Below are 22,651 nucleotides of genomic sequence, written 5' to 3'. Positions count from 1 at the left end.
TGTGCTCCTCAGGCTGCGGCGTCGTGGGCGCGAAGACTGGCCAGGCGGTCTGCCCCCCAGTCCAGTTGTTTCTTCAGGTCGGCAATCGCTTCGTCCAGTTCGGCGCGCTGCTGTTCCATCTCGGCCAGGCGGCTTTTGGCGATCTCGTAGGTGCGCGACAGCTGGGTGACCTGCTGATCGTCGGCATTGTAGAGATCGAGAAGCTGGCGGATTTCCTCCAGCGAGAAGCCAAAACGCTTGCCCCGCAGGATCAGCGTCAGGCGGGCGCGGTCGCGATGGGTGAACAGGCGCTTCTGTCCGTCGCGGATCGGGAACAGCAATTCCTTTGCCTCGTAGAACCGCAGGGTGCGGGGCGTCACGTTGAAGGCGTCACACATCTCGCGGATCGTCATCGTTTGCTTTTCCATTTCCAGTACCTCTCAGCTCCGATTACCGGCCTGAGATGCGTCGGTTTCCATCACCTTACAAGATTGGTTGACGTGGACGTAAACGGAACGTCGCGTCACTTGCCGTGGCGTGAAATTATGCAAAAGATGACGTAGGGGAATACGCAATTAAACTTGGGCCAAAGCGCTTTCAATTCCCCTTGTCCGGGCCGCCCTGGGGGCGGTTCCTGACGCAAGGTCAGGTGGGGTCGCCGTCGGATTTCATCTCGTTCGCGACCTGGTTGCGCATCTCCTCAAGCTCGCCGATCGTCTTTTCCAGCTGGGTGAATTCGGCGCGCAGGGTGGTCAGCTGCCGGTCGGCCAGGCGGACCCATTCGGCCATCTGTGCATCGTTGCCCTGCTTGTCGTAGATCAGAAGCCACTGGCGGATTTCCTCAAGCGAGAAACCCCACCGCCGGCCCCGCAGGATCAGCTTCATGCGGGCGATGTCGCGCGAATGGTAGAACCGCGAGCGGCCCTCCTTCTCGGGCTGCAACAGCTCGATATATTCATAGTACCTCAGGGTGCGCGGCGTCACATCGAACCTTGAGCACATATCCTTGAAGGACAGGCGTTGATCTGGCATGGCTGCGGACCTCCTCGCTCAAGGCTAGTCCAGCTTTGGCGTGGGATCAATCGGTTGCGCCCGGCCGCGCCGGCAATTTACCCTTGTGATGCGCCGGGCAAGGGCCAATAACGAGGGCCAGCAGCAAGGGACGCAAGATGACCGACGGCACCGAAGCGCAAGTGGCGCAGCAATTCATCACCGCCTTGCCCCATGCCCGCGCGCTGGGAATGAGGATGCTGAGCATCGGCAACGGTGCCGCCGAGATCGAGATGCCCTATGACGAACGCCTGATCGGCGACCCGGTGACGGGGGTGATTCACGGCGGCGCGGTGTCGGCATTGATGGATACCTGCGGCGGGGCCGCCGTGATGTGCCACCCCGAGGGCAACGGCAGCACGGCAACGATCGACCTGCGGATCGACTACATGCGCGCCGCGACGCCGGGTCAGACGATCCGCGCCCGCGCCACCTGTTACCACGTCACCCGCAACGTCGCCTTCGTGCGGGCCGAGGCGATGGACGAGGATTCCGACAATCCGGTGGCGGCCGCCACGGGCGCCTTCACGTTTGAACGCAAGGGGACGAAAGCATGAAACGCCCCCGCCCCGAACCCGTGCAGGTGATCAAGCAGCGGCGCGACGGTGCGCTGGCCGCGCTGGTGGGCAACGTGCCCTACATCCGTTTCATGGGCATCCAGTTCGAACGCCGCGGCGATGAACTGACTGCGATCATGCCCTATTCCGAAATGCTGATCGGCAATCCGATCCTCCCGGCCATCCACGGCGGGGCCACCGCCGCCTTTCTTGAGGTGACGGCGATCATCGAGCTGAGCTGGGCGATCCTCTGGCCCGAGATCGAGGCGGGGCGCATGGATGCCGACACCCTGCCGCGCCTGCCGCGCACGGTGGATTTCACCGTCGATTACCTGCGCTCGGGCCTGCCGCGCGATGCCTATGCGCGCGCCCGGATCAACCGCTCGGGGCGGCGCTATGCCAGCGTGCATGTCGAGGCCTGGCAGGACAATCGCGCCCGGCTTTTCGCCCAGGGGACCGGCCATTTCATAATGCCCGACCTGGCGGCGCCGCGCGATGGCTGAAGCGGCGGCGATCACCCATCGCCGGGTTCTGAAGATCGCGGTGCCCATCGTGCTGTCCAACGCCACGGTTCCGATCCTTGGTGTCGTGGATACCGGCGTCGTCGGCCAGATCGGCCTGGCGGCCCCCATCGGCGCGGTGGGAATCGGCGCGGTGGTTCTTTCGGCGCTTTACTGGATTTTCGGCTTCCTGCGCATGGGCACCGTGGGCCTGACCGCCCAGGCCATCGGCGCCGGGGACAAGGGCGAGGTGGCCGCGCTTTTGTCGCGGGCCCTGCTGATCGGGCTGGGCGGGGGTGTTGCTCTGATCGCCTTGCAGGTGTGGCTTTTCGCGGCGGCCTTTGCGGTCGCTCCCGCCAGCCCCGAGGTCGAGTCGCTGGCGCGCGACTACATGCAGATCCGCATCTGGTCGGCCCCTGCGGCCATCGCCATCTTCGGAATAACCGGCTGGCTGATCGCGGCCGAGCGGACGCGCGCCGTGCTGGTTCTGCAACTGTGGATGAACGGGTTCAACATCCTGCTCGATCTCTGGTTCGTTCTGGGGCTTGATTGGGGTGTCAGCGGCGTGGCCTTCGCGACCTTCCTGGCCGAGTGGAGCGGCTTTGCCGTTGGCCTCTGGCTGTGCCGGGCGGCGTTCCGGGTGCCGGATTGGCGCAACTGGGCGCAGGTGTTCGACAAGGTGCACCTGGCGCGCATGGCGATGGTGAACCGCGATATCCTGATCCGGTCGATCCTGCTTGAGGCGATCCTGCTGTCCTTCATGTTCCTGGGGGCCGATTTCGGCGATACACCCCTGGCCGCGAACCAGATCCTGTTGCAGTTCCTTTACATCACCGCCTTCGGGCTGGACGGTTTTGCCTTTTCCGCCGAGGCGCTTGTGGGCCAGGCCATGGGGCGGCGGCGGCGCGATCTGTTCCGCCGCGCGGCCATCGTCACCTCGGGTTGGGGGTTGGTGATCGTGGTGGTCCTGGCCATGGTCTTTGCGGTCTTCGGCGGCCTGCTGATCGACCTGATGACAACCGCGCCACTGGTGCGGGCCGAGGCGCGGTTGTACCTGCCCTGGATGTGCCTTGCTCCGCTGATCGGGCTGGCGGCATGGATGTTCGACGGCATCTTCATCGGCGCCACCGCAACGCGCGAGATGCGCAACATGATGTTCATCTCGGCGGCGGTCTATTTCGGGGCGGTGTTCCTCTTGGCCCCGGTCTTCGGCAACCACGGGCTTTGGGCGGCGCTGATGATCTCATTCGCCGCCCGTGGCGTGACGCTGGGCCTGCGTTACCCGTCGCTGGAACGCTCGGTCGTCTGAAGCAGGGCGTCACGCCCGGTGCCCACGGCATCGGCGACCGTGGCAAAGCCGTCGCGCGACAGAAGCGTTTCAAGCCCGGCAACGATGTCATCCACCATGGAAAGGCCGCCGAACACCAGCGCGGTGTAAAGCTGCACGGCCGAGGCCCCGGCGCGGATCTTGGCATAGGCATCTTCGGCGCTGGCGATGCCTCCGACACCGATGAGGGGCAGCGCGCCATCGGTCAGCCGCGACAGTTTCGCCAGAACCAGCGTCGAAGGGGCCATCAGTGGTGCGCCCGAAAGCCCACCCTTTTCGCCTGCGTGGGGGCTGTGCAACCCCGCGCGCGACAGGGTGGTGTTGGTGGCGATAATCGCATCGACACCGGTATCACGCGCCACCTGCGCGATGTCGGCCAGGTCGGCATCGGTCAGGTCGGGGGCGATCTTCAGGAAGACGGGGATGGCGCGGGGCAGGGCGGCGCGCGCCGTCATCACCCCGCCCAGCAGCGCCGAAAGCGCGGCCGGCCCCTGCAGATCGCGCAGCTTTTCGGTGTTGGGGGACGAAACGTTGACCGTGGCGAAATCGACGTGCGGGCCGCAATGGGCCAGCACGCGGGCGAAATCGGCGGCGCGGTCTTCGCTGTCCTTGTTGGCGCCCAGGTTCAGCCCCACGGGAATGCCGGGAGCGCGGCGCGACAGGCGGGCGGCAATCGCCTCCATCCCGTCGTTGTTGAACCCGAAGCGGTTTATCGCCGCCGCGTCCTCGGTCAGGCGGAACAGGCGGGGGCGCGGATTGCCCGGCTGCGGGCGGGGGGTGGCGGCGCCCAGTTCGACAAAACCGAAACCGGCCCGCGACAGGGGCGCGACGGCTTCGGCGTTCTTGTCGAAACCCGCGGCCAGGCCGACGGGGTTCGGCAGGCTCAGCCCGGCAAGCCGGGTGGCAAGGCGCGGCGATGTCCGCGCGCCGGGCGCGGGGGCAAGCCCCAGCTTCAGCGCCCTGAGGGCAAGCCCATGGGCGGTTTCGGGATCGACCCGGTGCAAAAGCCCCAGGCCGAGGCGTTCAAGCCCGCTCATTCCACCCCTTCTGGCAGGATGTGGCCGGCGGGGCCCGTGCCGATCGGGCGATGCCAGATGACATCGGCCAGGCTGAGCGCGCGATAGAGATGCGGGAACTCCTGCCCGCCACGGGATTCTTCCCATTTCAGGCTTTCGCCAAGCTTGTCGGCCTCGACCGCAAGAAGAAGCAGGTCGGTTTCGCCGGCAAAGTGCTTGTCCAGCGTCTCCTGGACCTGGGCTGCGGTGGAAAAGTGAACAAATCCATCTTCGATGTCGATGGGGGCACCGCCGGTGGTGCCGAGTTCGGAGAGGGCGGCCCATTCTTGGGCGCGGAAAATTTTGTATATTTGCATGGCGCCGTCATGCCCCCTTGGCGGCCTTTGGTCAAGGCGGCACCGGCGGACCCTCCGGGGGGAGTATTGGGCGCAAGAAAGAAACAGGGGGGTGTCACCCGCCTGTTGCAACCTGGCGATAGAGCGATGCCGATTGGCCTTTGACTCGTGCGGGGTGTGGGGCCAAGCTGTTGGCAATCATAAACCTCAGGGGGATCATCATGACCATCCGTCTTCTTTCCACCGCTGCCGCGCTGGCGCTTGTCGCGGGGACCGCTTCGGCCGAATATTCGCTGACGATTCTGCACACCAACGATTTCCACGCCCGGTTCGAACCGATCAGCAAGTATGATTCGGGCTGCTCGGCCGAGGACAACACGGCGGGCGAATGCTTCGGCGGATCGGCCCGGTTGATGACCGCCATCACCGAGGCGCGGGCCCGGGCGGACAATTCAATCCTGGTGGATGGCGGCGACCAGTTCCAGGGCACGCTGTTCTATACCTACTACAAGGGCAAGCTGGCCGCCGAGATGATGAACAAGATGGGCTATGACGGGATGACCGTCGGCAACCACGAGTTCGACGATGGCCCCGAGGTTCTGCGCGGCTTTGTCGATGCGCTGGACTTTCCCATCCTGATGAGCAACGCCGATGTCTCGGGCGAGGACCTTTTGAAGGACGCGATCCAGAAATCCACCGTGATCGAGAAGAACGGCGAGAAGATCGGATTGATCGGTCTGACACCGCAGAACACCCCGGAACTGGCCAGCCCCGGCCCCAATGTCATCTTCACCGACCCCAGCGATGCCGTGCAGGGCGAGGTGGACAAGCTGACTGAAATGGGCGTGAACAAGATCATCGTCCTCTCGCATTCGGGCTATGGTGTTGACCAGGAGGTGGCGAAGAACACGACCGGTGTCGACGTGATCGTGGGCGGCCACACCAACACCCTGCTGGGCGACATGGAAGGGGCCGAGGGCGCCTATCCGACCATGGTGGGGGATACGGCCATCGTTTCGGCCTATGCCTATGGCAAGTTCCTGGGCGAGTTGAACGTGACCTTCGACGACGAGGGCGTCATCACCGCCGCCACCGGCGCGCCGCTGATCATGGACGGCAATGTCGCCGAGGATGGCGCCACCAAGGACCGCATCACCGAGGCCGCCGTGCCGCTGGACGAGATCCGCAACAAGGTGGTGGCCGAGACGACCGAGGCGATCGAGGGCGACCGCAGCGTCTGCCGGGCCGAGGAATGCGCCATGGGCAACCTGATTGCCGATGCCATGCTGGCCCGCACCGCCGATCAGGGCGTGCAGATCTCGCTTCAGAACTCGGGCGGGGTGCGGGCAAGCATCGACGCGGGCGAGGTGACCATGGGCGAGATCCTGACGGTGCTGCCGTTCCAGAACACCCTGTCGACCTTCCAGGTTAGCGGCGAGACCATCCTTGAGGCGCTGGAAAATGCCGTGAGCCAGCACGAGGAAGGCTCGGGGCGGTTCCTGCAGGTGGCGGGCATGACCTTTGCCTTTGATCTGAGCAAGGAGGTGGGCAGCCGGATTTCCGACGTGATGGTGGATGGCAAGCCGATCGACCCTGCCGCGACCTACGGCGTGGTGTCCAACAACTTCGTGCGCAACGGCGGCGACGGCTTCGCGATGTTCCGCGATGCCGAGAACGCCTATGACTTCGGCCCCGACGTGGCCGACGTTCTGGCCGAGTACATGATCGCCAACGGGCCGGTTTCGCCCAAGGTGGAAGGGCGCATCACGCGCAAGTGACGCCACCCGCCGAAGGGCCCGCCCGGGGGCACGGCGGGAATTGAGTATTTTCGGCAAGAAAGAGAAGGGCCGCCCGGGATGTCGGGCGGCCCGTTTCATGTGAGGAAAAGACATGTGTGGACGAATGGTCCTGACCCTGCCCCACGAGGCGATGGTGAACCTGTTCGGCGCGACGCCGGGCAACGACCTGCCCGAGGTGCCCGACTACAACATCTGCCCCACCGACCGCGTCCATGTCGTGAGCGCGCAGGACGGGGTGCGGCGGCTGGGTGCCATGCGCTGGGGGTTTCTGCCCCATTGGTACAAGGCGATGAACGGCGGGCCGCTTCTGATCAACGCGCGGGGCGAAACCATCGCCGAGAAACCGGCCTTCCGCGCCGCCGTCCGGTTGCGCCGCTGCATCGTGCCGGCCAGCGGTTTCTATGAATGGACGAAGGACGAGGCGGGCAATCGCCTGCCTTGGTACATCACCCGCGCCGACGGATCGCCCATGGCCATGGCCGCCGTCTGGCAGGGCTGGGGAGAGGACGACCCGGTGAACACCTGCGCCGTGGTCACCACCGGCGCCAATGCGGCGATGTCGGCCATTCACCACCGGATGCCGGTGATCCTGGAGCCCGAGGACTGGGCGCTGTGGCTGGGGGAGGCCGGTCATGGCGCGGCACCCCTGATGACCGCGCCGCCCGACGAGGCCCTGACATGGCACCGTGTCGATCCTGCGGTGAATTCGAACCGTGCCGAAGGCCCGGAGCTGATCGAGCCGCTGGAAGAGGCGGGCATCTGACAAAAAAAAGAGGCCGCGGCAAGCCGCGACCTGTCCAGTCAGGGAGGAACTGGGTGCCACCTTTGCCCGAAACCGGGCAGGGGGCGAAATTCTTGGCTGGTGGCGGTTTGCGGGGTCTTGGCCCGGCTTCACCGCTGTACCGTCGTCATGTGGTGTTGATTTCAATCTAGCCCGGAAATCGGGCAGAAAAAAGCCGCATTGCATACAATAGGCGGAGCTTTGCGCCCGGGGTGGACCTTTCGGGCGAATTGGTGCCAATCTGTCACACAATTTACCCCCGGCAGGAGACCGTTTTGCCCGACTCATCCCTAGCGCGCCTGATCGACACTGCCCGTGGCTTAGTTCCCTGTGATCTTGTTCTGCGTGGTGGAACGGTTTTCGACGTGGTGACCGGGGCCTTCATTCCCGGCGATGTGGCCATCACCGCCGACCGCATCGTCGGGATCGGCGATACCTACGAGGGCGCCGAGGTGCGGGACGTGAGCGGGTTTGTCCTGGTGCCGGGGTTCATCGACACCCACCTGCATATCGAAAGCAGCCTTGTCACGCCTTTCGAGTTCGACCGCTGCGTGGGGCCGCGCGGTGTGACCACGGCCATTTGCGACCCGCACGAGATTGCCAATGTCCTGGGGGTGGAGGGCATTAGGTATTTCCAGGACTGTGCGCTGGAAACCATCATGGACATCAAGGTTCAGCTGTCGTCCTGCGTGCCCTCGACCGACATGGAGACGGCGGGGGCGGCGATTTCGGCCGCCGACCTGGTGCCGCTGATGGAGCACCCCAGCGCCCTGGGCCTGGCCGAGTTCATGAACTATCCCGGCGTGGTGAACCGCGAGCCGGGTTGCATGGAGAAGCTTGAAGCCTTCAGGGGGCGCCATATCGACGGCCACGCGCCGCTGTTGTCGGGGCGCGACCTGAACGCCTATGTGGCGGCCGGCATCCGCACCGAGCACGAGGCGACGACCGCCGAAGAGGCGCTGGAGAAGCTGCGCAAGGGAATGCGGGTGCTGATCCGCGAAGGCTCGGTCAGCAAGGATCTGGATGCGCTGCTGCCGATCCTGAACGATGCCACGAGCGCCTACTGCTGCTTCTGCACCGACGACCGCAACCCGCTGGACATCGGGGAACATGGCCACCTGGATTACATGATCCGCACCGCCATAGCGCGGGGTGTGTCGCCCCTGGCGGCCTATCGCGCGGCATCGCTTTCGGCGGCCGAGGCTTTTGGCCTGAAAGACCGGGGCCAGATCGCGCCGGGCCAGCGGGCCGATATCGTCGCGCTGGGTGCGCTGGCCGATTGTGACGCGCGGCTGGTGGTCTGTGGCGGTGTGGTGATGGAAGAGGCGGCCTTTGCCGCACGGCGCATCGTGCCGCCCATCGGGCGCGGATCGGTCAAGGCGCCGGTGGTGGGGGCGGCCTCGTTCCGGACCACGTCGAACAAGGCCGAAACCGACGTGATCGGCATTCTGCCGGGCAAGATCATAACCGAGCACCTGCACGGGGACATTCCGGTGCAGGATGGCGACAAGCGGCCCGACCCGGCGCGCGATCTGGCCCGCATCACGGTGATCGAACGCCATGGCAAGAACGGCAACGTGGCCAACGGTTTCGTGCGCGGCTTCGGGATGCAGGCGGGCGCCATCGGATCGACCGTCTGTCACGACCATCACAACATCGCGGTCGTTGGTATGGATTACGACGACATGGCGCTGGCGGCCACACGGCTGGGCGAGATCGAAGGCGGCTTCGTCGTGGTGCGAGAGGGCCGGGTGCTGGCGGAACTGGCCCTGCCCATGGCCGGGCTGATGAGCCTTGAGAGCTTCGAGCATGTGCGCGAAAGGCTGGAGGAACTGCGGGAAGCGGCTGTGTCGCTGGGGGTGGTGCTGGATGAACCCTTCCTGCAGCTGGCCTTTCTGGCGCTGCCGGTCATTCCGATGCTGAAGATCACCGACCGGGGCATGGTGGATGTGACGAAATTCGAGATCATCGGCTGACCTGACCGAAATGCGGGGCCTTGCGGCCCCACGCGATTTTTTCGGGCGCGCCCGGGGCTGGCGTCAGCGTGCCGGTTCGGCGCGGGCCCCCATGGCGGCCGAAAGCGCCTGAGCCGCGCGCACCACTTCGGTTGCCAGGGCCCCGGTTGCCGCAAGATCGACCCGGCTGGTGGGGCCGGAGACCGAGATGCCGGCCACCACATCGCCCATGGCATTGGTGACGGGGGCCGCGATGCAGCGCATCCCGAGGTTCTTTTCCTCTCCATCCACGGCATAGCCCCGGGCCGCGCATTGGCGCAGCTCGTCGCGCAGGGCCTCGGCGTCGGTGATGGTATGGGGGGTGAAGCGTTCCAGCGCCCGGCGTGCCAGGTGGCGGTTCAGCCGGTCTTCGGGCCAGGTGGCCAGCAGCGCCTTGCCGATGCCCGAGGCATGCAGCGGTGATAGAGAGCCCGGGGGAAAGAATGCGCGGATCGTTTCATGGGTTTCGGCCTGGCTGACGAAGAGCACCTGGTCGCCCCGTTCCACCCCCAGGTTGGCGGTTTCGCCCGTTGCCTCCATCAGGGCGCGCAGCACCGGGCGGGCCACGTCCACCAGCGCGGTGCGCCGCAGGAAAGAGGCCCCGATCAGGAAGGCGCCTGCGCCGATGTGCCAGGTCTGGGCGGCCTCGTCCAGATCGACCATGCCGCGCTGTTGCAGGGTCAGCAGCACGCGATAAAGCGTGGCGGGCGACTGATCCAGGCTTTGCGCCAGATGCGACAGGGTGGCGGATTGCTGATCCGCCAGGGCCTGCAACACCACCAGCGCCCGGTCGAGCGATTTGATGATGTTCTGGTCGGTCTGATCGTGGAATGCGCGGGGGCGACCACGGCGCGGCTGATCTGGTGGCATTGCTTTTCCCTGAAATTGAAAAACGAGTTCGCCTTATGAAAAACACAAGGCCATGATTTGGCAAGGAATTTATGCGCCTTCGGAAAATGAAAAATATATTCAAAAAAATTGTGGCGACTCGGGGCATGGCCTAGACAGGCTGTTCACACCCCAGGAGGACGCGATGAGCTTTCAGAACCCCGTTTTCATTCCCGGCCCCACGAATATTCCCGAAGTCGTGCGCAAGGCCTGCGACATGCCCACCGTCGATCACCGCTCGCCCATCTTCGGGCGCATCCTGCATCCGGTGCGCGCCAATGTCCGCAAGGTTCTGAAATCGGAAAGCGCGCTGATCTTCATCTTTCCGTCCACCGGAACCGGCGGATGGGAAACCGCGATCACCAACACCCTGTCGCCCGGCGACAACGTTCTGATCGCGCGCAACGGGATGTTCAGCCACAAGTGGATCGAAATGTGCCAGCGCTTCGGGCTTGAAGTGCAGGTCGTAGAAACCCCCTGGGGCGAGGGCATTCCGGCCGCCACCTTCCAGGAGATCCTGAGCGAGGACAGCGGCAAGGCGATCAAGGCCGTTCTGGCCACCCACAACGAAACCGCCACCGGCGTCGTTTCGGACATCGGCGCCGTCCGCCGGGCCATGGACGCCGCCGATCACCCCGCGCTGCTGCTGGTGGACGGGGTGAGCTCGATCGGGTCGATGGATTTCCGGTTCGACGACTGGGGCGTGGACGTGGCCGTGACCGGATCGCAGAAGGGCTTCATGCTGCCTGCGGGCCTGGCCATCGTCGGGTTTTCCGAAAAGGCGCGGGCCTGCGTCGATACCGCAAAGCTGCCGCGCACCTTCTTCGATATCCGCGACATGGAAAAGGGCTATGCCAACAACGCCTATCCCTACACCCCCGCCGTCGGGTTGATGAACGGGTTGCTGACCAGTTCCGACATGCTGCTGGATGAAGGGATCGACAACGTCATCGCCCGCCATGCCCGCATCGCCACCGGCGTGCGCGCGGCGGTCAGGGCCTGGGGCATGAAGCTGTGCGCCGTGTCGCCCGAGGTGGAATCCAACACCGTCAGCGCGATCATGACGCCCGAGGGCTTCGATTCGGGGCGCATCGTCAACCATGCCGCCTCGGTCTATGACGTGGCCTTCGGTGTGGGCCTGGGCGAGGTGTCGGGCAAGCTGTTCCGCATCGGCCACCTGGGCAGCCTGACCGACGTGATGGCGCTGAGCGGCATCGCCACCGCCGAGATGGTCATGGCCGACCTTGGCCTGGACATCACACTGGGCAGTGGCGTGGCGGCGGCGCAGAGATCGTTCCTGCGCGGTGTTCCGGCGCAAACCGAGAAGGCGGCCTGATGTATATTCCGACCTTTGACGATGTGAAGGCGGCGCATGAAAGGGTGCGCCCCCATATCCACCGCACGCCGGTCCTGACCTCAAGCTATCTGAACGAGCTGACGGGCGCCGATCTGTTCTTCAAGTGCGAGAACTTCCAGAAGGCCGGCGCCTTCAAGGTGCGTGGCGCGTCCAACGCCGTCTTCGGGCTGAGCGATGAGGAGGCGAGGAACGGCGTCGCCACGCATTCCAGCGGCAACCACGCGCTGTCCCTGTCCTATGCGGCGGGGCGGCGGGGAATCCCGTGCCATGTGGTCATGCCCCGTACCGCTCCGCAGGCCAAGAAGGACGCGGTGCGCGGATATGGCGGGATCATCACCGAATGCGAGCCATCGACCAGCAGCCGGGAAGAGGTGTTTGCCAGGGTGCAGGCCGAAACCGGCGCGAATTTCGTCCACCCCTACAACGACCCGCGGGTGATCGCGGGGCAGGGGACATGTTCACGCGAACTGATGGAGCAGACCGATGGTCTTGACGCTGTGGTGGCGCCGATCGGAGGTGGTGGCATGGTATCTGGCACCTGCCTTACCTTGTCCAGCATCGCGCCCGAAACCGCGATCTATGCCGCCGAACCGGATCAGGCCGACGATGCCGCGCGCAGTTTCCGCGCCGGTCACATCATCGCCGACGACGCGCCGGTGACGGTGGCCGACGGGCTGAAGGTGCCGCTGAAGGAGCTGACGTGGCATTTCGTGAAGAACCATGTCACCGACATCCTGACGGCCAGCGAGGACGAGATCGTGAATGCCATGATCCTGACCTGGCAGCGCATGAAGATCGTGATGGAGCCGTCCTGCGCGGTGCCGCTTGCGGTGATCCTGAAGAACCCCGAGGTGTTCCGGGGCAAGCGCGTGGGCGTCGTCATCACCGGCGGCAATGTCGATCTGAAGAAACTGCCCTGGATGCAGGGCTGAGGAGTAGAGCCATGAAAGACCTGAATTTCGACGACTACGAAGTCGGCTATGACATCCCGGCCTCCATCGGCATGGACGAGGCGGACATCGCCACGCCCTGCCTGATCCTGGATCTGGACGCCATGGAGCGCAACATCGCCAAGATGGGCGCATTCGCCAAATCCCATGGCGTGCGGCACCGCAGCCACGGCAAGATGCACAAGTCTGTGGACGTGCAGAAGATCCAGCAGGATCTGGGCGGCGCCTGTGGCGTGTGCTGCCAGAAGGTGTCCGAGGCCGAGGTGTTTGCCCGCGGTGGCATCAAGGATATCCTGGTGTCCAACCAGGTGACCCAGCCTGAAAAGATCGACCGCCTGGCCCGCCTGCCCAAGCTGGGCGCGCGCACCATCGTCTGTGTCGATGACGTGAACAACGTGGCCGATCTTTCGGCGGCGGCGGTCAGCCATGGCACCCAGATCGAATGCATCGTGGAAATCGACTGTGGCGCCGGGCGCTGCGGGGTCACCAACACGCCCGCTGTCGTGGAAATCGCCAAGGCCATCGATGCGGCCGAGAACCTGACCTTCTCGGGCATCCAGGCCTATCAGGGCGCGATGCAGCACCTGGACAGCTACGAGGAACGCAAGGGCAAGACCGATATCGCCATCGCCATGGTGAAGGATGCGGTCGACACGCTGAAGGCCGAGGGGCTGGACTGCCCCATCGTCGGCGGCGGCGGCACCGGGTCGTATTACTTCGAAGGGGCCTCGGGGGTGTATAACGAGCTTCAGTGCGGCTCTTACGCCTTCATGGATGCCGACTATGGCCGCATCCACGACAAGGAGGGCAACCGCATCGACCAGGGCGAATGGGAAAACGCGCTGTTCATCCTGACCAGCGTGATGAGCCACGCGAAGGCCGACAAGGCCATCGTCGACGCCGGCCTCAAGGCCCAGTCGGTGGATAGCGGGCTGCCCTTCATCTATGGCCGCGACGACGTGAAATACGTCAAGTGCAGCGACGAACACGGCGTGGTGTCCGACCCGGAGGGCGTGCTGAAGGTGAACGAGAAACTGCGCCTGGTGCCCGGCCACTGCGACCCCACCTGCAACGTCCACGATTGGTACGTCGGTGTGCGCAACGGCAAGGTTGAAACGCTCTGGCCGGTGTCGGCCCGTGGCAAAGCCTACTGAGGTCGCTCCGAAAGAGTGAGTATTTTCAGCAAGAAAGAGAAGGGGGCGGTGCGCTGCCCCCTCATCCTGACCGGAGATAGAACATGTGGATAGTACCCGAAGCGGCAATCGCCGACCTGATCACGCCCGAAGACAGCTTTGATGCCGTCGAGGCGGTCTTTGCGGCCATGGATACCGGGCGGGCCTACAACTTTCCCGTCATCCGCGAGGCGATCGGCCATGCCGACGCGCTCTACGGTTTCAAGTCGGGGTTCGACCGTGACAGCCTGGCCATGGGCCTGAAATCGGGCGGTTACTGGCCTGGCAATGCCGACAAGGGGCTGACCAACCACCAGTCGACCGTGATCCTGTTCGATGCCGACACCGGCCGCGTTTCGGCCATGGTGGGGGGCAACCTTCTGACCGCCCTGCGCACCGCCGCTGCCAGCGCCGTGTCGATCAAGCACCTGTCGCGCGAAGATTCGCGCGTTCTGGGCATGATCGGGGCCGGGCACCAATCGGTGTTCCAGATGCGCGCCGCCGTGGCGCAGCGCAGCTTCGACCGCGTGGTCGGCTGGAACTATCACCCCGAGATGTTGTCGCGCCTGGCCGATTGCGCCGCCCAACTGGGCCTGCCGTTCCAGGAGGTGAGCCTGGACGAACTGGGCGCGCAGGCCGATGTCATCATCTCGATCACCTCGTCCTTCGATCCGATCCTGATGGACGCCCAGGTGCGACCGGGCACCCACATCGCCTGCATGGGCACCGACACCAAGGGCAAGCAGGAGGTCGAGGCGGCACTTCTGGCCCGCGCCTCGGTCTTCACCGACGAGGTGGCGCAATCCATCAGCATCGGCGAAGCACAGCACGCCATCGCCGCCGGTCTGATCGGCGAGGGCGACATCACCCGCATCGGCGCGGTCATCAACGCCACCCACCCGGGCCGCACCTCGGGCGACGAAATCACCCTGTTCGACGGCACCGGCGTGGGGCTTCAGGACCTGGCCGTCGCCGCCCGCGCGGTGAAGATCGCCCGCGACAGGGGCGTGGCGATCGAGGTGGCCTTCTGAGTCCCGCTTGATGGCAGGTTTCACGGAAACTGATTTGACTTGCCGCGCGCAAGGCCTTTGATGGCGGTGCGGCAGTCGGAGTTGGAAATATGCGCATTGCGATCAACGGGTTCGGCAGGATCGGGCGCAGCATCCTGCGCGCCCTGGCGACGACACGCGGCGATACCGGCATCGAGGTGGTCTGCATCAACGACATCGCCGCGCCCGATCTCTGCGCCCATCTCTTCGAATACGACAGCGTCTTCGGCCCCTATCCGGGCAAGGTCTCGCTGGAGGATACCAGGCTGACGGTAGATGGCCGCACGATCACCCTGCACCGCACCGACGACATCTCGACGCTGGACCTGCGCGGCATCGACCTCCTGCTGGAATGCACCGGCAAGGCCGACAGCCGCGCGGTGGCCGAACGCGGCCTGACCGCCGGGGCGACCCGCGTGCTGATCTCCGGCCCCTCCGCGGGTGCCGATGTGACCGTGGTTCTGGGGGCGAACGAAGAGGCGGCCGGCGATCACGCCATCGTCTCGAATGCCTCCTGCACCACGAACGCGCTGGCGCCGCTTCTCGCGGTGCTCGACCGGGCCTTCGGCGTGATGCAGGGCCACATGACCACCATCCACTGCTACACCGGCAGCCAGCCGATGATCGACGCGCCGCGCGGCGATTTCGCCCGCAGCCGGGCAGGGGCCCTGTCGATGGTACCCACCACCACCAGCGCGACCCACCTGATCGACGTGGTGCTGCCGCATATGGCGGGCCGGGTGACGGGAGCGGCCGTCCGGGTGCCGGTGGCCAGCGTTTCGGCGGTCGATCTGGTGGTGCGCCTCTCCGGCGCGCCCGACCATGGCGCCATCCGCAACGCCCTGCGCGCCGCCACCGGCCCGGTCATCGGCTGGACGGACCGCCCGCTTGTCTCCTCCGATCTGCGCGCGCGCCCCGAATCCCTGGTCCTGGCCGGCCCCGAACTGATCGTGCAACCCGATGGCATGGCCCGCATCTTCGGCTGGTACGACAACGAATGGGGCTTCTCCAACCGCATGATCGACATGGCCCTGCGGCTTCATCGCGCCTGACTCTTCCCATCTTTGGTCCTGAAATATCCCGGGGGTGTGGGGGCTGGCCCCCACGGGGCGACGCCGAAGGCGGCGCAATGACGAAGTCATTCCCGAATCCCCCGGCCTTCCATGCAGAAGCGTGACAAGGATGGCACGGCAGACGGGCGGTGATGGCCTTCGCGAAAACGTCACTGCACCTTGCCGAATGTTCCTGATAGTACACATCATGTTGATGATTACACTTGTGCCATGACCGATACCGCGCAGACCCCTGTTGCCGAGCCCGAGCTGATCGCATGCCCGCAGTGCGATGCGCTCTATTCGGCTGTCGCTCCCGGCCCGGGCGAAAGGGCAACCTGCCTGCGTTGCGGCACGGTGCTGATCGCGCCGCGCCGGAATGCCTTTCTCAGGGTCATCGCCCTGGCCATCACCATGATGATCCTGATGTTCGGCGCCACCTTCTTTCCCTTTCTCCAGGTGCGGGTCTCGGGTTTTCGCAACTCCAGTTCGGTCTTCGATGCCGCCCTGGCCTTTGTCGATGGGCCGATGCTGCCGCTTTCCGTCGCGGTGGCCGCGCTGATCGTGCTGATCCCTGTCGCCCGTGCCGGGCTGGTGCTCTATGTCCTCGTGCCGCTGGCCATGGACCGTGCGCCGTTGCGCGGGGCGACCATCGCCTTTCGCTGGGCCGAAAGGTTGAAACCCTGGTCCATGGCCGAAATCTTCGTGATCGGTGTCGCGGTGGCGCTGGTCAAGATCTCCGATCTGGCGCGGGTCGATTACGGCCCGGCCTTCTGGATGTTCGCGGCCCTCGTTGTGGTGATCACCCTGCAGGACGGGTATCTTTGCCGCTGGACCATCTGGAAGGCACTGGACAAGGAGGCCCGGAAGTGAGCCACGCGGCCCCCATCGAAACCGCGCGCGACCGCGGCCTTGTGGCCTGCACGCGCTGCACCCGCGTCTGGCCCATGGGCCAGGAGAGGTGCAGCCGCTGCGGCAGCCCGCTGGTGTCGCGGCGCACGCGCAGCCTGCAACGGGTCTGGGCCTGGCTTTTTGTCGGAATGATCTGTTACGTGCCGGCAAACATCTATCCGATGCTGCGCACCCGCACCCTGTTCATGACCGACGAAAGCACGATCCTGGGGGGCGCCATCGAGATTGCCCATCACGGCAGCTACGGGATCGCGGCCATCATCATCATCGCTTCGGTGGTTATTCCGATCGGCAAGTTCATCGCCATCGGATACCTGGCGCTCAGCCTGCGGCGGCAGGTCAGGCTATCGTCGCATGCGCGCCACAAACTTTATGAATTTGTCGAATTCATTGGCCGTTGGTCGATGATCGACGTCTTTGTGGTGGCGATCCTCAGTTCGCTGGTCCAGCTTAGCTCCGTGGCCTCGATCAATCCGGGGCCCGCTGCCATCACGTTTGCGCTGTCGGTCATCTTCACGATGATGTCGGCACTGAGTTTCGATCCGCGCATGATTTGGGACTTCCCGGAGGATACGACCGCTTGACACATTCCAACGATTCCGCAGCCGAGCCCCATGTCGCCCCGGCCCGCAAATCCCTGCGGGACCGCTTTTCGCTGGTCTGGCTGGTTCCCTTCGGCGCGCTTGCCGTGTCGCTCTGGGTCGTGTTCAACGCCTACAACGATCGCGGTCCGCTGATCGAGATCGCCTTCGAAAGCGCATCGGGCGTCAAGATCGACGAAACCGAACTGCGCTACCGCGAGGTGACGGTGGGTGTCGTCGAAGAGGTGCGGTTTTCCGATGAACTGGCCGATGTCGTGATCGCGGTGCGCGTCCACAAGGATATCGCCCCCTATATCGACGACAGCGCGCAATTCTGGGTGGTCCGCCCCGAGGTTTCGGCGCGCGGTGTGTCCGGCCTCGATACGGTTTTGTCGGGCGTCTACATCGAAGGCAGCTGGGACAGCGAAATCACTGGTGCCGAACACCGGTTCAAGGGGCTGGAGCGCCCGCCGCTGGTGCGCTCGGGGCAGAAGGGCATCCCGATCACGCTGCGGTCCAACAGCATCGAGGGGCTGAGCGAGGGGACACCGATCCTCTATCGCGGGATCGAGGTGGGGCAGGTGGCCAACCTGCGGCTGTCCGACGATGGCGTCTCGGTCATGGCCGATGGCTTCATCCGCTCGCCCGAGGACCGGCTGATCACCACGTCGACCCGGTTCTGGGACACCTCGGGTTTCACCTTCTCGTTCGGGGCGCAGGGCGCCCAGCTTGACGTATCTTCGCTGGCTTCGCTGGTGTCGGGCGGCGTTGCCTTCGACACCATCGTGTCGGGCGGCGAAGCGGTCGAACCCGGCCAGACCTTCCAACTGTTCGGGGACGAGGAAACCGCCCGCAACAGCGTGTTCACCGATGGCGACGAAGGCCCGACCCTGGACATGGCCGTGATCTTCGAAGGGTCGGTCAGTGGCCTGGCGGCGGGCGCGGCCGTGGAATTTCAGGGCATCAAGATCGGCACCGTGACGGCCATCACCGGCCTTGTCGACGAAGACCGCTTCGGCGACCGGTCGGTGCGGCTTCTGGCGACGCTTTCGCTCAAGCTGGTGAAGATGGGCCTTTCGGCCAATGCCACCCCGGAACAGGCGCTGGATTTCCTGGACGACGCGGTATCGCGCGGCATGCGCGCGCAGCTTCAGAACGCCTCGATCCTGACCGGCGGGCTGAAAGTCTCGCTTCTGATCCCCAACGCCATCGGGCCACAGCTTCCCGGCAGCATCGACCGCGACGGCGAACCCTATCCGATCATCCCGTCGATCCCGGCCAACCTGTCGGACTTTTCCGACACCGCCGAGGGCGTGTTCAACCGGATCAACGAATTGCCCATCGAGGAACTGCTGGGGTCCGCCATCAACGTGATGGACAGCGTCAACCGCCTGTTGAACGACGAAGGCACCACCGGCACCCCGGCCGAGGTGATGGGCCTGATCGCCGACATCCGAACCCTTGTGGGGTCGGATCAGGTTCAGGGTTTGCCGGTGCAGGCCGCGGATGTGATGGCGACCCTGCAGGGCAGCGTTGCCTCGCTTGAGACGCTGTTGCAGGAAGTCCGCGATGCGGGCGCCGTCAATTCGCTGGTCGCCGCGCTGGAATCGGCACAGAAGGCCGCCGATGCCGTGACCTTTGCCGTGGCCGATGTGGATGAACTGATTGCCGAACTCCAGGTGGTGGCGCGCAGCGCCGACACGCTGATGACCACGGCCAATGCCCTGCCGCTTGAGGCGCTGCTGTCGCAGGCCACGACGATCCTGGCCAGTGCGGATACCCTGCTGGAAGACCCGGCCACCAAGGCCCTGCCCGAAACCCTGCGCGCCACTGTGGACGAGGCCCGCGGCGTGATCGCCGATCTGCGCTCCAGCGGGATCGTCGACCAGGTGGGCAGCACCCTGACCAGCGCCGAAAGCGCGGTGAACCGCGTGACCGAGGCGGTTCTGCCGGTGATCGAGGCGGCCCGCAGCACGGTGGACGGCGTCAACGCCTCGCTTGAGGGGCTGCCGACGCTGATCACCGAGCTTGAGGGCGTGGCGACCAGCGCGCAGCAGCTGATGGTTTCGGCCAATGCCCTGCCGCTGGAAGACCTGGTCAGCCAGGCCAGCGCCGTCATCGTCAGCGCCAACGCCATCCTGAACGACCCCGAGGTCAAGGCGCTTCCGGCCGATCTGCGCGCCACCGTCGCCGAGGCGGGTGGCATCATCGCCGATCTGCGCGAAAGCGGCGTGGTGGGGCAGGTGGGCACGACGCTCAGCTCGGCCCAGAGTGCCGTCAACCGCGTGACCGAGGCGGTTCTGCCGGTGATCGACGCCGCGCGCAGCACGCTGGGCGGGGTCAACACCTCGCTGGAAGGCGTGCCGTCGCTGATCACCGAACTGGAAGGCGTGGCCGCCGATGCCCGTGGCCTGATGGTGACCGCCAATGCGCTGCCGCTGGATGAACTGGTGACGCAGGCCACCGGGGTGATCGTCAGCGCCAACGCGATCCTGAACGATCCGGCCACCAAATCGCTGCCGGTGCAGCTCGGCGCCGCCGTCGAAACGGCCCGCGATACCCTGGCCGACCTGCGCGCCAGCGGCGTGATCGACAGCGCCGATGCCACGCTTGACCAGGCCAGCAATGCCGTCAGCCGGATCACCGAGGCGCTTCTGCCGGTGCTGGAATCGGCCCGCAGCGCCGTGACCAGCCTGGACGCCGCCGCCACCGATCTGCCGCGCCTGACCGCGCGGGCCGATACCATCGCGGCCGAGATCGAGAAACTGGTGGCCTCGGCGGGGGAAATCCCGCTGGAGGATCTGGCCGACAAGGCGGGCAAGCTGATCGACAGCGCCAATACCCTGATCGCGTCGTCCGATACCCAGGCGGTGCCCGCGGCGCTGAACGATGCCCTGGCCCAGATCGAAGGCGTGCTGGCCGACATGCGCGAGGGCGGGCTGATCGAAAACGCCAATGCCACCCTGGCCGCAACCCAGCAGGCCGCGACAGCCGTGGCCGATGCCAGCAACGATCTTCCGGCGCTGCTGAACCGGATGAACCGCCTGCTGGCCGAAGCCGAAGGCGTTGTCGGAGGCTATGATGCCAACGGCCAGCTGGGCAGCGAAGCGAAATCCGCCCTGCGCGACATCCGCGATGCCGCCAAATCCGTCAGTTCCCTGGCCCGCGCGATCGAGCGTAGCCCGAATTCCCTGTTGTTTGGACGTTGATATGAAAATCCTTCCCCTTGCCGCCCTTGCCCTTGTCGCCCTCGGGGCCTGCGCCAATACGCCAACCTTGCGCTATGCGGTGCCCTCGGTCACGGCCGACGAAAAGATCGCGGTGCGGGTCGGCACGGTCGAGGTGCGCGAGGTGAACCTGCCGCTGTATGCCTCGCTTGAGACGATCACACTGGAAGGGGTGAACGGCGAGCTTCTGACCGACAAGAACCTGCTTTGGGCCGATGATCCGACCCGCGGCATGACACAGGGGCTGGCCGATGCCCTGTCGACCCTGACGCGCGCCAAGGTCGCCGCCGAGCCTTGGCCGCTGAGCGACACGCCCGATGCCCGGCTTGAGGTGCGATTTTCAAAGGCGCTGGCCCAGGCCGATGGCAATTACCGGATCGCGGGGCAGTATTTCGTTTCCTTCCCCACCGGCGCGCGGCGCGACGTGGCGGGGCGGTTCGACATCGCCGTGCCCTATGTGGCGGGCAACGCAAGGGCCATCGCGGCGGCCCAGGGGCAGGCCATCACCGGCCTTGCCCGCACCATCGCGCAGAACGGCCTTTGACGCCCTGACCATCGCCGGCAAGGCTGTCGCGCCCCCCGCAGTTCGAGCGGGTGGGCGCGTTTGCTGAACGGGCGGTGCCTGCGGGCATTCCCCCGCCGGGCCGCCCCCGCGCCGGGTTCCGGGCGGGTCATCCCCGGATTTTCCGGGCAGCCCCGTTCTACGGCGTCAGGGTAAACAGGCGGTGAATCGCGGCGCGGAATTCAGGCTTCGACCCAGATCGTCACCGGCCCGTCATTCACCAGGCTCACCTGCATGTCGGCCCCGAAGCGCCCCGTGGCAACGGGAATGCCCAGGGCCTGAACAGCAGCGGCGAATTCCTCGTACAGGGCCTTGCCCTCATCGGGCGGCGCGGCGGATGAAAACCCGGGGCGGTTCCCGCGCGACGTGTCGGCGGCCAGGGTGAATTGCGAAACGATCAGGGCCGACCCGGCCACATCGCTTAACGAACGGTTCATGCGCCCGGCTTCATCCTTGAAGATCCGCAGCTTGGCAACCTTGGCGGCCAGCCGTTCGGCCTGGTCGCTGGAATCGCCCTGCATGGCGCAGACCAGGATCAGCAGGCCGGAGCCGATTTCACCCAGCACCGCCCCCTCGACCGAAACATCGGCCCGGCTGACCCTTTGCAGCAGCGCCCTCACAGTTCGTTGCGGCGCGGCGGGTTCGCACCGGCACGCCCCACGGTGACGGCGGCGGCGCGCACCCCGAGGTCAAGCGCCTGGCGCACCAGGTCCTCGGGCAGGTCGCGCACGCCCCGCTTGTCCAGCGCGCCCGCCTCGTCCAGGGCGGCCAGGACACCGGCGTTGAAGGTATCGCCGGCACCCACGGTATCCACCACCTCGACACTGCGAGATGGCACGAAAGTGGCCCCCGATGCGGTGTAACCGGTAGCCCCCTTCGCGCCCTCGGTGATGCAGACCAGCGATGGCCCCTTCTTCAGCAACCCGGCGGCCAGGGCAGGCAGATCGCCCGACCCCTCCAGCCAGTGCAGATCGTCGTCGGACAGCTTCACGATATCCGCGGCGGCCAGCATCCGTTCGATCCGGGCGCGATAGGCGGCCTCTTCGGCGATGAACGAGGGGCGGATGTTGGGGTCGATCATCACCACCTTGTCGCGCGATTCGCGTTGGGCCAGGGTTTCATAGGCCGTGCCGCAGGGTTCGACGACAAGGCTGATCCCCCCGAAAAACAGCGCCTTTTCCGCGCCCCGGGGTGGCAGATCCTCGGCCGTCAGCATCCGCCCGGCGGTGTTTTCGTCGTAAAAGGCATAGGTCGCATGGCCATCGACGAACTTGACGAAGGCCAGCGTGGTCGGGCGCGACGATCGGTGGGCCGGCCCGGTATCGACACCCGATGCGGCCAGGGTTTCAACCAGCATCTCGCCGAACAGATCGTCCGACAGACCCGAGAAAAACCCGACCTCCCGCCCCAGCCGCCCCAGAGCGATGGCGGTGTTGAACACCGAACCGCCCGCATGGGGCGCGAAGGCAGGCTCGCCCGCGCTGCTGGTGCGGGGCAGCATGTCGATCAGCGATTCACCACAACACAGGATCATTCCCGATTCTCCATAATCCGATTTCGGCC

22 protein-coding genes are annotated in these 22,651 nt (G+C 65.6%); 15 read left to right on the top strand and 7 right to left on the bottom strand.

The window, feature by feature from the left end; translation table 11 throughout:
- Positions 1 to 8: 8 nt before the first annotated feature.
- Entirely contained in the window at positions 9 to 407 is a 399-nt protein-coding gene (locus H7828_RS02725) for a MerR family transcriptional regulator (protein ID WP_226779401.1), read from the bottom strand.
- 217 nt (positions 408 to 624) lie between these two features.
- Complete coding sequence (locus H7828_RS02720; RefSeq protein WP_226779400.1) at positions 625 to 1,011, bottom strand: MerR family transcriptional regulator; 387 nt, start codon at positions 1,009 to 1,011, stop codon at positions 625 to 627.
- 137 nt (positions 1,012 to 1,148) lie between these two features.
- Between H7828_RS02720 and H7828_RS02715 the strand changes: the two genes are divergently transcribed.
- From H7828_RS02715 to H7828_RS02705, 3 genes are read left to right on the top strand one after another with little or no spacing between them, the layout of a single operon-like run.
- Positions 1,149 to 1,586 (top strand): PaaI family thioesterase, encoded by a 438-nt coding sequence (locus tag H7828_RS02715; protein WP_226779399.1) that lies wholly within the window; start codon positions 1,149 to 1,151, stop codon positions 1,584 to 1,586.
- On the top strand, positions 1,583 to 2,089 hold the full coding sequence (locus H7828_RS02710; protein ID WP_226779398.1) for a PaaI family thioesterase: 507 nt from the start codon (positions 1,583 to 1,585) through the stop codon (positions 2,087 to 2,089). The genes H7828_RS02715 and H7828_RS02710 overlap by 4 nt, the downstream gene beginning before the upstream one ends.
- Positions 2,082 to 3,395, top strand: a complete 1,314-nt coding sequence (locus H7828_RS02705; protein WP_226779397.1) for an MATE family efflux transporter — start codon at positions 2,082 to 2,084, stop codon at positions 3,393 to 3,395. The genes H7828_RS02710 and H7828_RS02705 overlap by 8 nt, the downstream gene beginning before the upstream one ends.
- Here H7828_RS02705 and H7828_RS02700 read toward each other — a convergent pair.
- Positions 3,365 to 4,450, bottom strand: coding sequence for a quinone-dependent dihydroorotate dehydrogenase (locus tag H7828_RS02700; protein ID WP_226779396.1), 1,086 nt, complete (start codon positions 4,448 to 4,450; stop codon positions 3,365 to 3,367). The genes H7828_RS02705 and H7828_RS02700 overlap by 31 nt on opposite strands.
- A complete protein-coding gene (locus H7828_RS02695) occupies positions 4,447 to 4,785 on the bottom strand; it encodes a DUF952 domain-containing protein (protein WP_226779395.1) in 339 nt (112 codons plus the stop codon). The genes H7828_RS02700 and H7828_RS02695 overlap by 4 nt, the downstream gene beginning before the upstream one ends.
- Positions 4,786 to 4,985: 200 nt before the next feature.
- Between H7828_RS02695 and H7828_RS02690 the strand changes: the two genes are divergently transcribed.
- The 3 genes from H7828_RS02690 (at position 4,986) to ade (ending at position 9,320) form a co-directional block, all read left to right on the top strand.
- A complete protein-coding gene (locus H7828_RS02690) occupies positions 4,986 to 6,542 on the top strand; it encodes a bifunctional metallophosphatase/5'-nucleotidase (RefSeq protein ID WP_226779394.1) in 1,557 nt (518 codons plus the stop codon).
- Between the two features lie 112 nt (positions 6,543 to 6,654).
- On the top strand, positions 6,655 to 7,326 hold the full coding sequence (locus tag H7828_RS02685) for an SOS response-associated peptidase (protein WP_226779393.1): 672 nt from the start codon (positions 6,655 to 6,657) through the stop codon (positions 7,324 to 7,326).
- 293 nt (positions 7,327 to 7,619) lie between these two features.
- The gene (gene ade / locus H7828_RS02680) at positions 7,620 to 9,320 is read left to right on the top strand and encodes an adenine deaminase (protein ID WP_226779392.1); all 1,701 of its coding nucleotides are present in this window, start codon (positions 7,620 to 7,622) and stop codon (positions 9,318 to 9,320) included.
- Between the two features lie 63 nt (positions 9,321 to 9,383).
- Here ade and bhcR read toward each other — a convergent pair whose 3' ends face one another.
- Positions 9,384 to 10,208 carry an HTH-type transcriptional regulator BhcR gene (gene bhcR / locus H7828_RS02675; RefSeq protein WP_226779391.1) on the bottom strand — a complete coding sequence of 275 codons (825 nt, stop codon included), beginning with the start codon at positions 10,206 to 10,208 and terminating at the stop codon, positions 9,384 to 9,386.
- Between the two features lie 163 nt (positions 10,209 to 10,371).
- Between bhcR and bhcA the strand changes: the two genes are divergently transcribed.
- The 9 genes from bhcA (at position 10,372) to H7828_RS02630 (ending at position 21,070) form a co-directional block, all read left to right on the top strand.
- Positions 10,372 to 11,562 carry an L-aspartate--glyoxylate aminotransferase BhcA gene (bhcA, locus tag H7828_RS02670; RefSeq protein ID WP_226779390.1) on the top strand — a complete coding sequence of 397 codons (1,191 nt, stop codon included), beginning with the start codon at positions 10,372 to 10,374 and terminating at the stop codon, positions 11,560 to 11,562.
- The gene (gene bhcB, locus H7828_RS02665) at positions 11,562 to 12,515 is read left to right on the top strand and encodes a beta-hydroxyaspartate dehydratase BhcB (protein WP_226779389.1); all 954 of its coding nucleotides are present in this window, start codon (positions 11,562 to 11,564) and stop codon (positions 12,513 to 12,515) included. The genes bhcA and bhcB overlap by 1 nt, the downstream gene beginning before the upstream one ends.
- 11 nt (positions 12,516 to 12,526) lie before the next feature.
- Positions 12,527 to 13,687: a 3-hydroxy-D-aspartate aldolase BhcC gene (gene bhcC / locus H7828_RS02660; RefSeq protein WP_226779388.1), complete on the top strand. Its 1,161-nt coding sequence runs from the start codon at positions 12,527 to 12,529 to the stop codon at positions 13,685 to 13,687.
- 83 nt (positions 13,688 to 13,770) lie between these two features.
- Complete coding sequence (gene bhcD / locus H7828_RS02655) at positions 13,771 to 14,736, top strand: iminosuccinate reductase BhcD (RefSeq protein ID WP_226779387.1); 966 nt, start codon at positions 13,771 to 13,773, stop codon at positions 14,734 to 14,736.
- Between the two features lie 89 nt (positions 14,737 to 14,825).
- Positions 14,826 to 15,806, top strand: a complete 981-nt coding sequence (locus H7828_RS02650; RefSeq protein ID WP_226779386.1) for a type I glyceraldehyde-3-phosphate dehydrogenase — start codon at positions 14,826 to 14,828, stop codon at positions 15,804 to 15,806.
- Positions 15,807 to 16,037: 231 nt separating this feature from the next.
- Positions 16,038 to 16,679 carry a paraquat-inducible protein A gene (locus H7828_RS02645; protein ID WP_226779385.1) on the top strand — a complete coding sequence of 214 codons (642 nt, stop codon included), beginning with the start codon at positions 16,038 to 16,040 and terminating at the stop codon, positions 16,677 to 16,679.
- A gap of 74 nt (positions 16,680 to 16,753) precedes the next feature.
- Positions 16,754 to 17,302 carry a paraquat-inducible protein A gene (locus H7828_RS02640; protein ID WP_226779748.1) on the top strand — a complete coding sequence of 183 codons (549 nt, stop codon included), beginning with the start codon at positions 16,754 to 16,756 and terminating at the stop codon, positions 17,300 to 17,302.
- Positions 17,299 to 20,508, top strand: coding sequence for a PqiB family protein (locus H7828_RS02635; RefSeq protein ID WP_226779384.1), 3,210 nt, complete (start codon positions 17,299 to 17,301; stop codon positions 20,506 to 20,508). Before H7828_RS02640 ends, H7828_RS02635 begins: the two co-directional genes overlap by 4 nt.
- A 1-nt stretch (position 20,509) precedes the next feature.
- Positions 20,510 to 21,070, top strand: coding sequence for a PqiC family protein (locus H7828_RS02630; RefSeq protein ID WP_226779383.1), 561 nt, complete (start codon positions 20,510 to 20,512; stop codon positions 21,068 to 21,070).
- Positions 21,071 to 21,270: 200 nt separating this feature from the next.
- On the opposite strand, the gene dtd is transcribed toward H7828_RS02630, so the two are convergent.
- Both dtd and H7828_RS02620 read right to left on the bottom strand, forming a co-directional pair.
- Entirely contained in the window at positions 21,271 to 21,708 is a 438-nt protein-coding gene (gene dtd, locus H7828_RS02625; RefSeq protein ID WP_226779382.1) for a D-aminoacyl-tRNA deacylase, read from the bottom strand.
- Complete coding sequence (locus H7828_RS02620; protein ID WP_226779381.1) at positions 21,705 to 22,622, bottom strand: carbohydrate kinase family protein; 918 nt, start codon at positions 22,620 to 22,622, stop codon at positions 21,705 to 21,707. Before H7828_RS02620 ends, dtd begins: the two co-directional genes overlap by 4 nt.
- Between the last annotated feature and the right edge of the window lie 29 nt (positions 22,623 to 22,651).

The organism is Oceaniglobus trochenteri, assembly GCF_020529025.1.
Classification (GTDB): Bacteria; Pseudomonadota; Alphaproteobacteria; order Rhodobacterales; family Rhodobacteraceae; genus Oceaniglobus; species Oceaniglobus trochenteri.
The sequence above is the reverse complement of the archived record's forward strand: the minus strand, read 5'-3'. Positions and strand labels throughout refer to the sequence as shown.

Coding starts and splice junctions, on each gene's coding strand:
- H7828_RS02725 (WP_226779401.1), bottom strand. CDS start 407: ATGGAAAAGCAAACGATGACGATCCGCGAGATGTGTGACGCCTTCAAC.
- H7828_RS02720 (WP_226779400.1), bottom strand. CDS start 1,011: ATGCCAGATCAACGCCTGTCCTTCAAGGATATGTGCTCAAGGTTCGAT.
- H7828_RS02715 (WP_226779399.1), top strand. CDS start 1,149: ATGACCGACGGCACCGAAGCGCAAGTGGCGCAGCAATTCATCACCGCC.
- H7828_RS02710 (WP_226779398.1), top strand. CDS start 1,583: ATGAAACGCCCCCGCCCCGAACCCGTGCAGGTGATCAAGCAGCGGCGC.
- H7828_RS02705 (WP_226779397.1), top strand. CDS start 2,082: ATGGCTGAAGCGGCGGCGATCACCCATCGCCGGGTTCTGAAGATCGCG.
- H7828_RS02700 (WP_226779396.1), bottom strand. CDS start 4,450: ATGAGCGGGCTTGAACGCCTCGGCCTGGGGCTTTTGCACCGGGTCGAT.
- H7828_RS02695 (WP_226779395.1), bottom strand. CDS start 4,785: ATGCAAATATACAAAATTTTCCGCGCCCAAGAATGGGCCGCCCTCTCC.
- H7828_RS02690 (WP_226779394.1), top strand. CDS start 4,986: ATGACCATCCGTCTTCTTTCCACCGCTGCCGCGCTGGCGCTTGTCGCG.
- H7828_RS02685 (WP_226779393.1), top strand. CDS start 6,655: ATGTGTGGACGAATGGTCCTGACCCTGCCCCACGAGGCGATGGTGAAC.
- bhcR (WP_226779391.1), bottom strand. CDS start 10,208: ATGCCACCAGATCAGCCGCGCCGTGGTCGCCCCCGCGCATTCCACGAT.
- bhcA (WP_226779390.1), top strand. CDS start 10,372: ATGAGCTTTCAGAACCCCGTTTTCATTCCCGGCCCCACGAATATTCCC.
- bhcB (WP_226779389.1), top strand. CDS start 11,562: ATGTATATTCCGACCTTTGACGATGTGAAGGCGGCGCATGAAAGGGTG.
- bhcC (WP_226779388.1), top strand. CDS start 12,527: ATGAAAGACCTGAATTTCGACGACTACGAAGTCGGCTATGACATCCCG.
- bhcD (WP_226779387.1), top strand. CDS start 13,771: ATGTGGATAGTACCCGAAGCGGCAATCGCCGACCTGATCACGCCCGAA.
- H7828_RS02650 (WP_226779386.1), top strand. CDS start 14,826: ATGCGCATTGCGATCAACGGGTTCGGCAGGATCGGGCGCAGCATCCTG.
- H7828_RS02645 (WP_226779385.1), top strand. CDS start 16,038: ATGACCGATACCGCGCAGACCCCTGTTGCCGAGCCCGAGCTGATCGCA.
- H7828_RS02640 (WP_226779748.1), top strand. CDS start 16,754: ATGGGCCAGGAGAGGTGCAGCCGCTGCGGCAGCCCGCTGGTGTCGCGG.
- H7828_RS02630 (WP_226779383.1), top strand. CDS start 20,510: ATGAAAATCCTTCCCCTTGCCGCCCTTGCCCTTGTCGCCCTCGGGGCC.
- H7828_RS02620 (WP_226779381.1), bottom strand. CDS start 22,622: ATGATCCTGTGTTGTGGTGAATCGCTGATCGACATGCTGCCCCGCACC.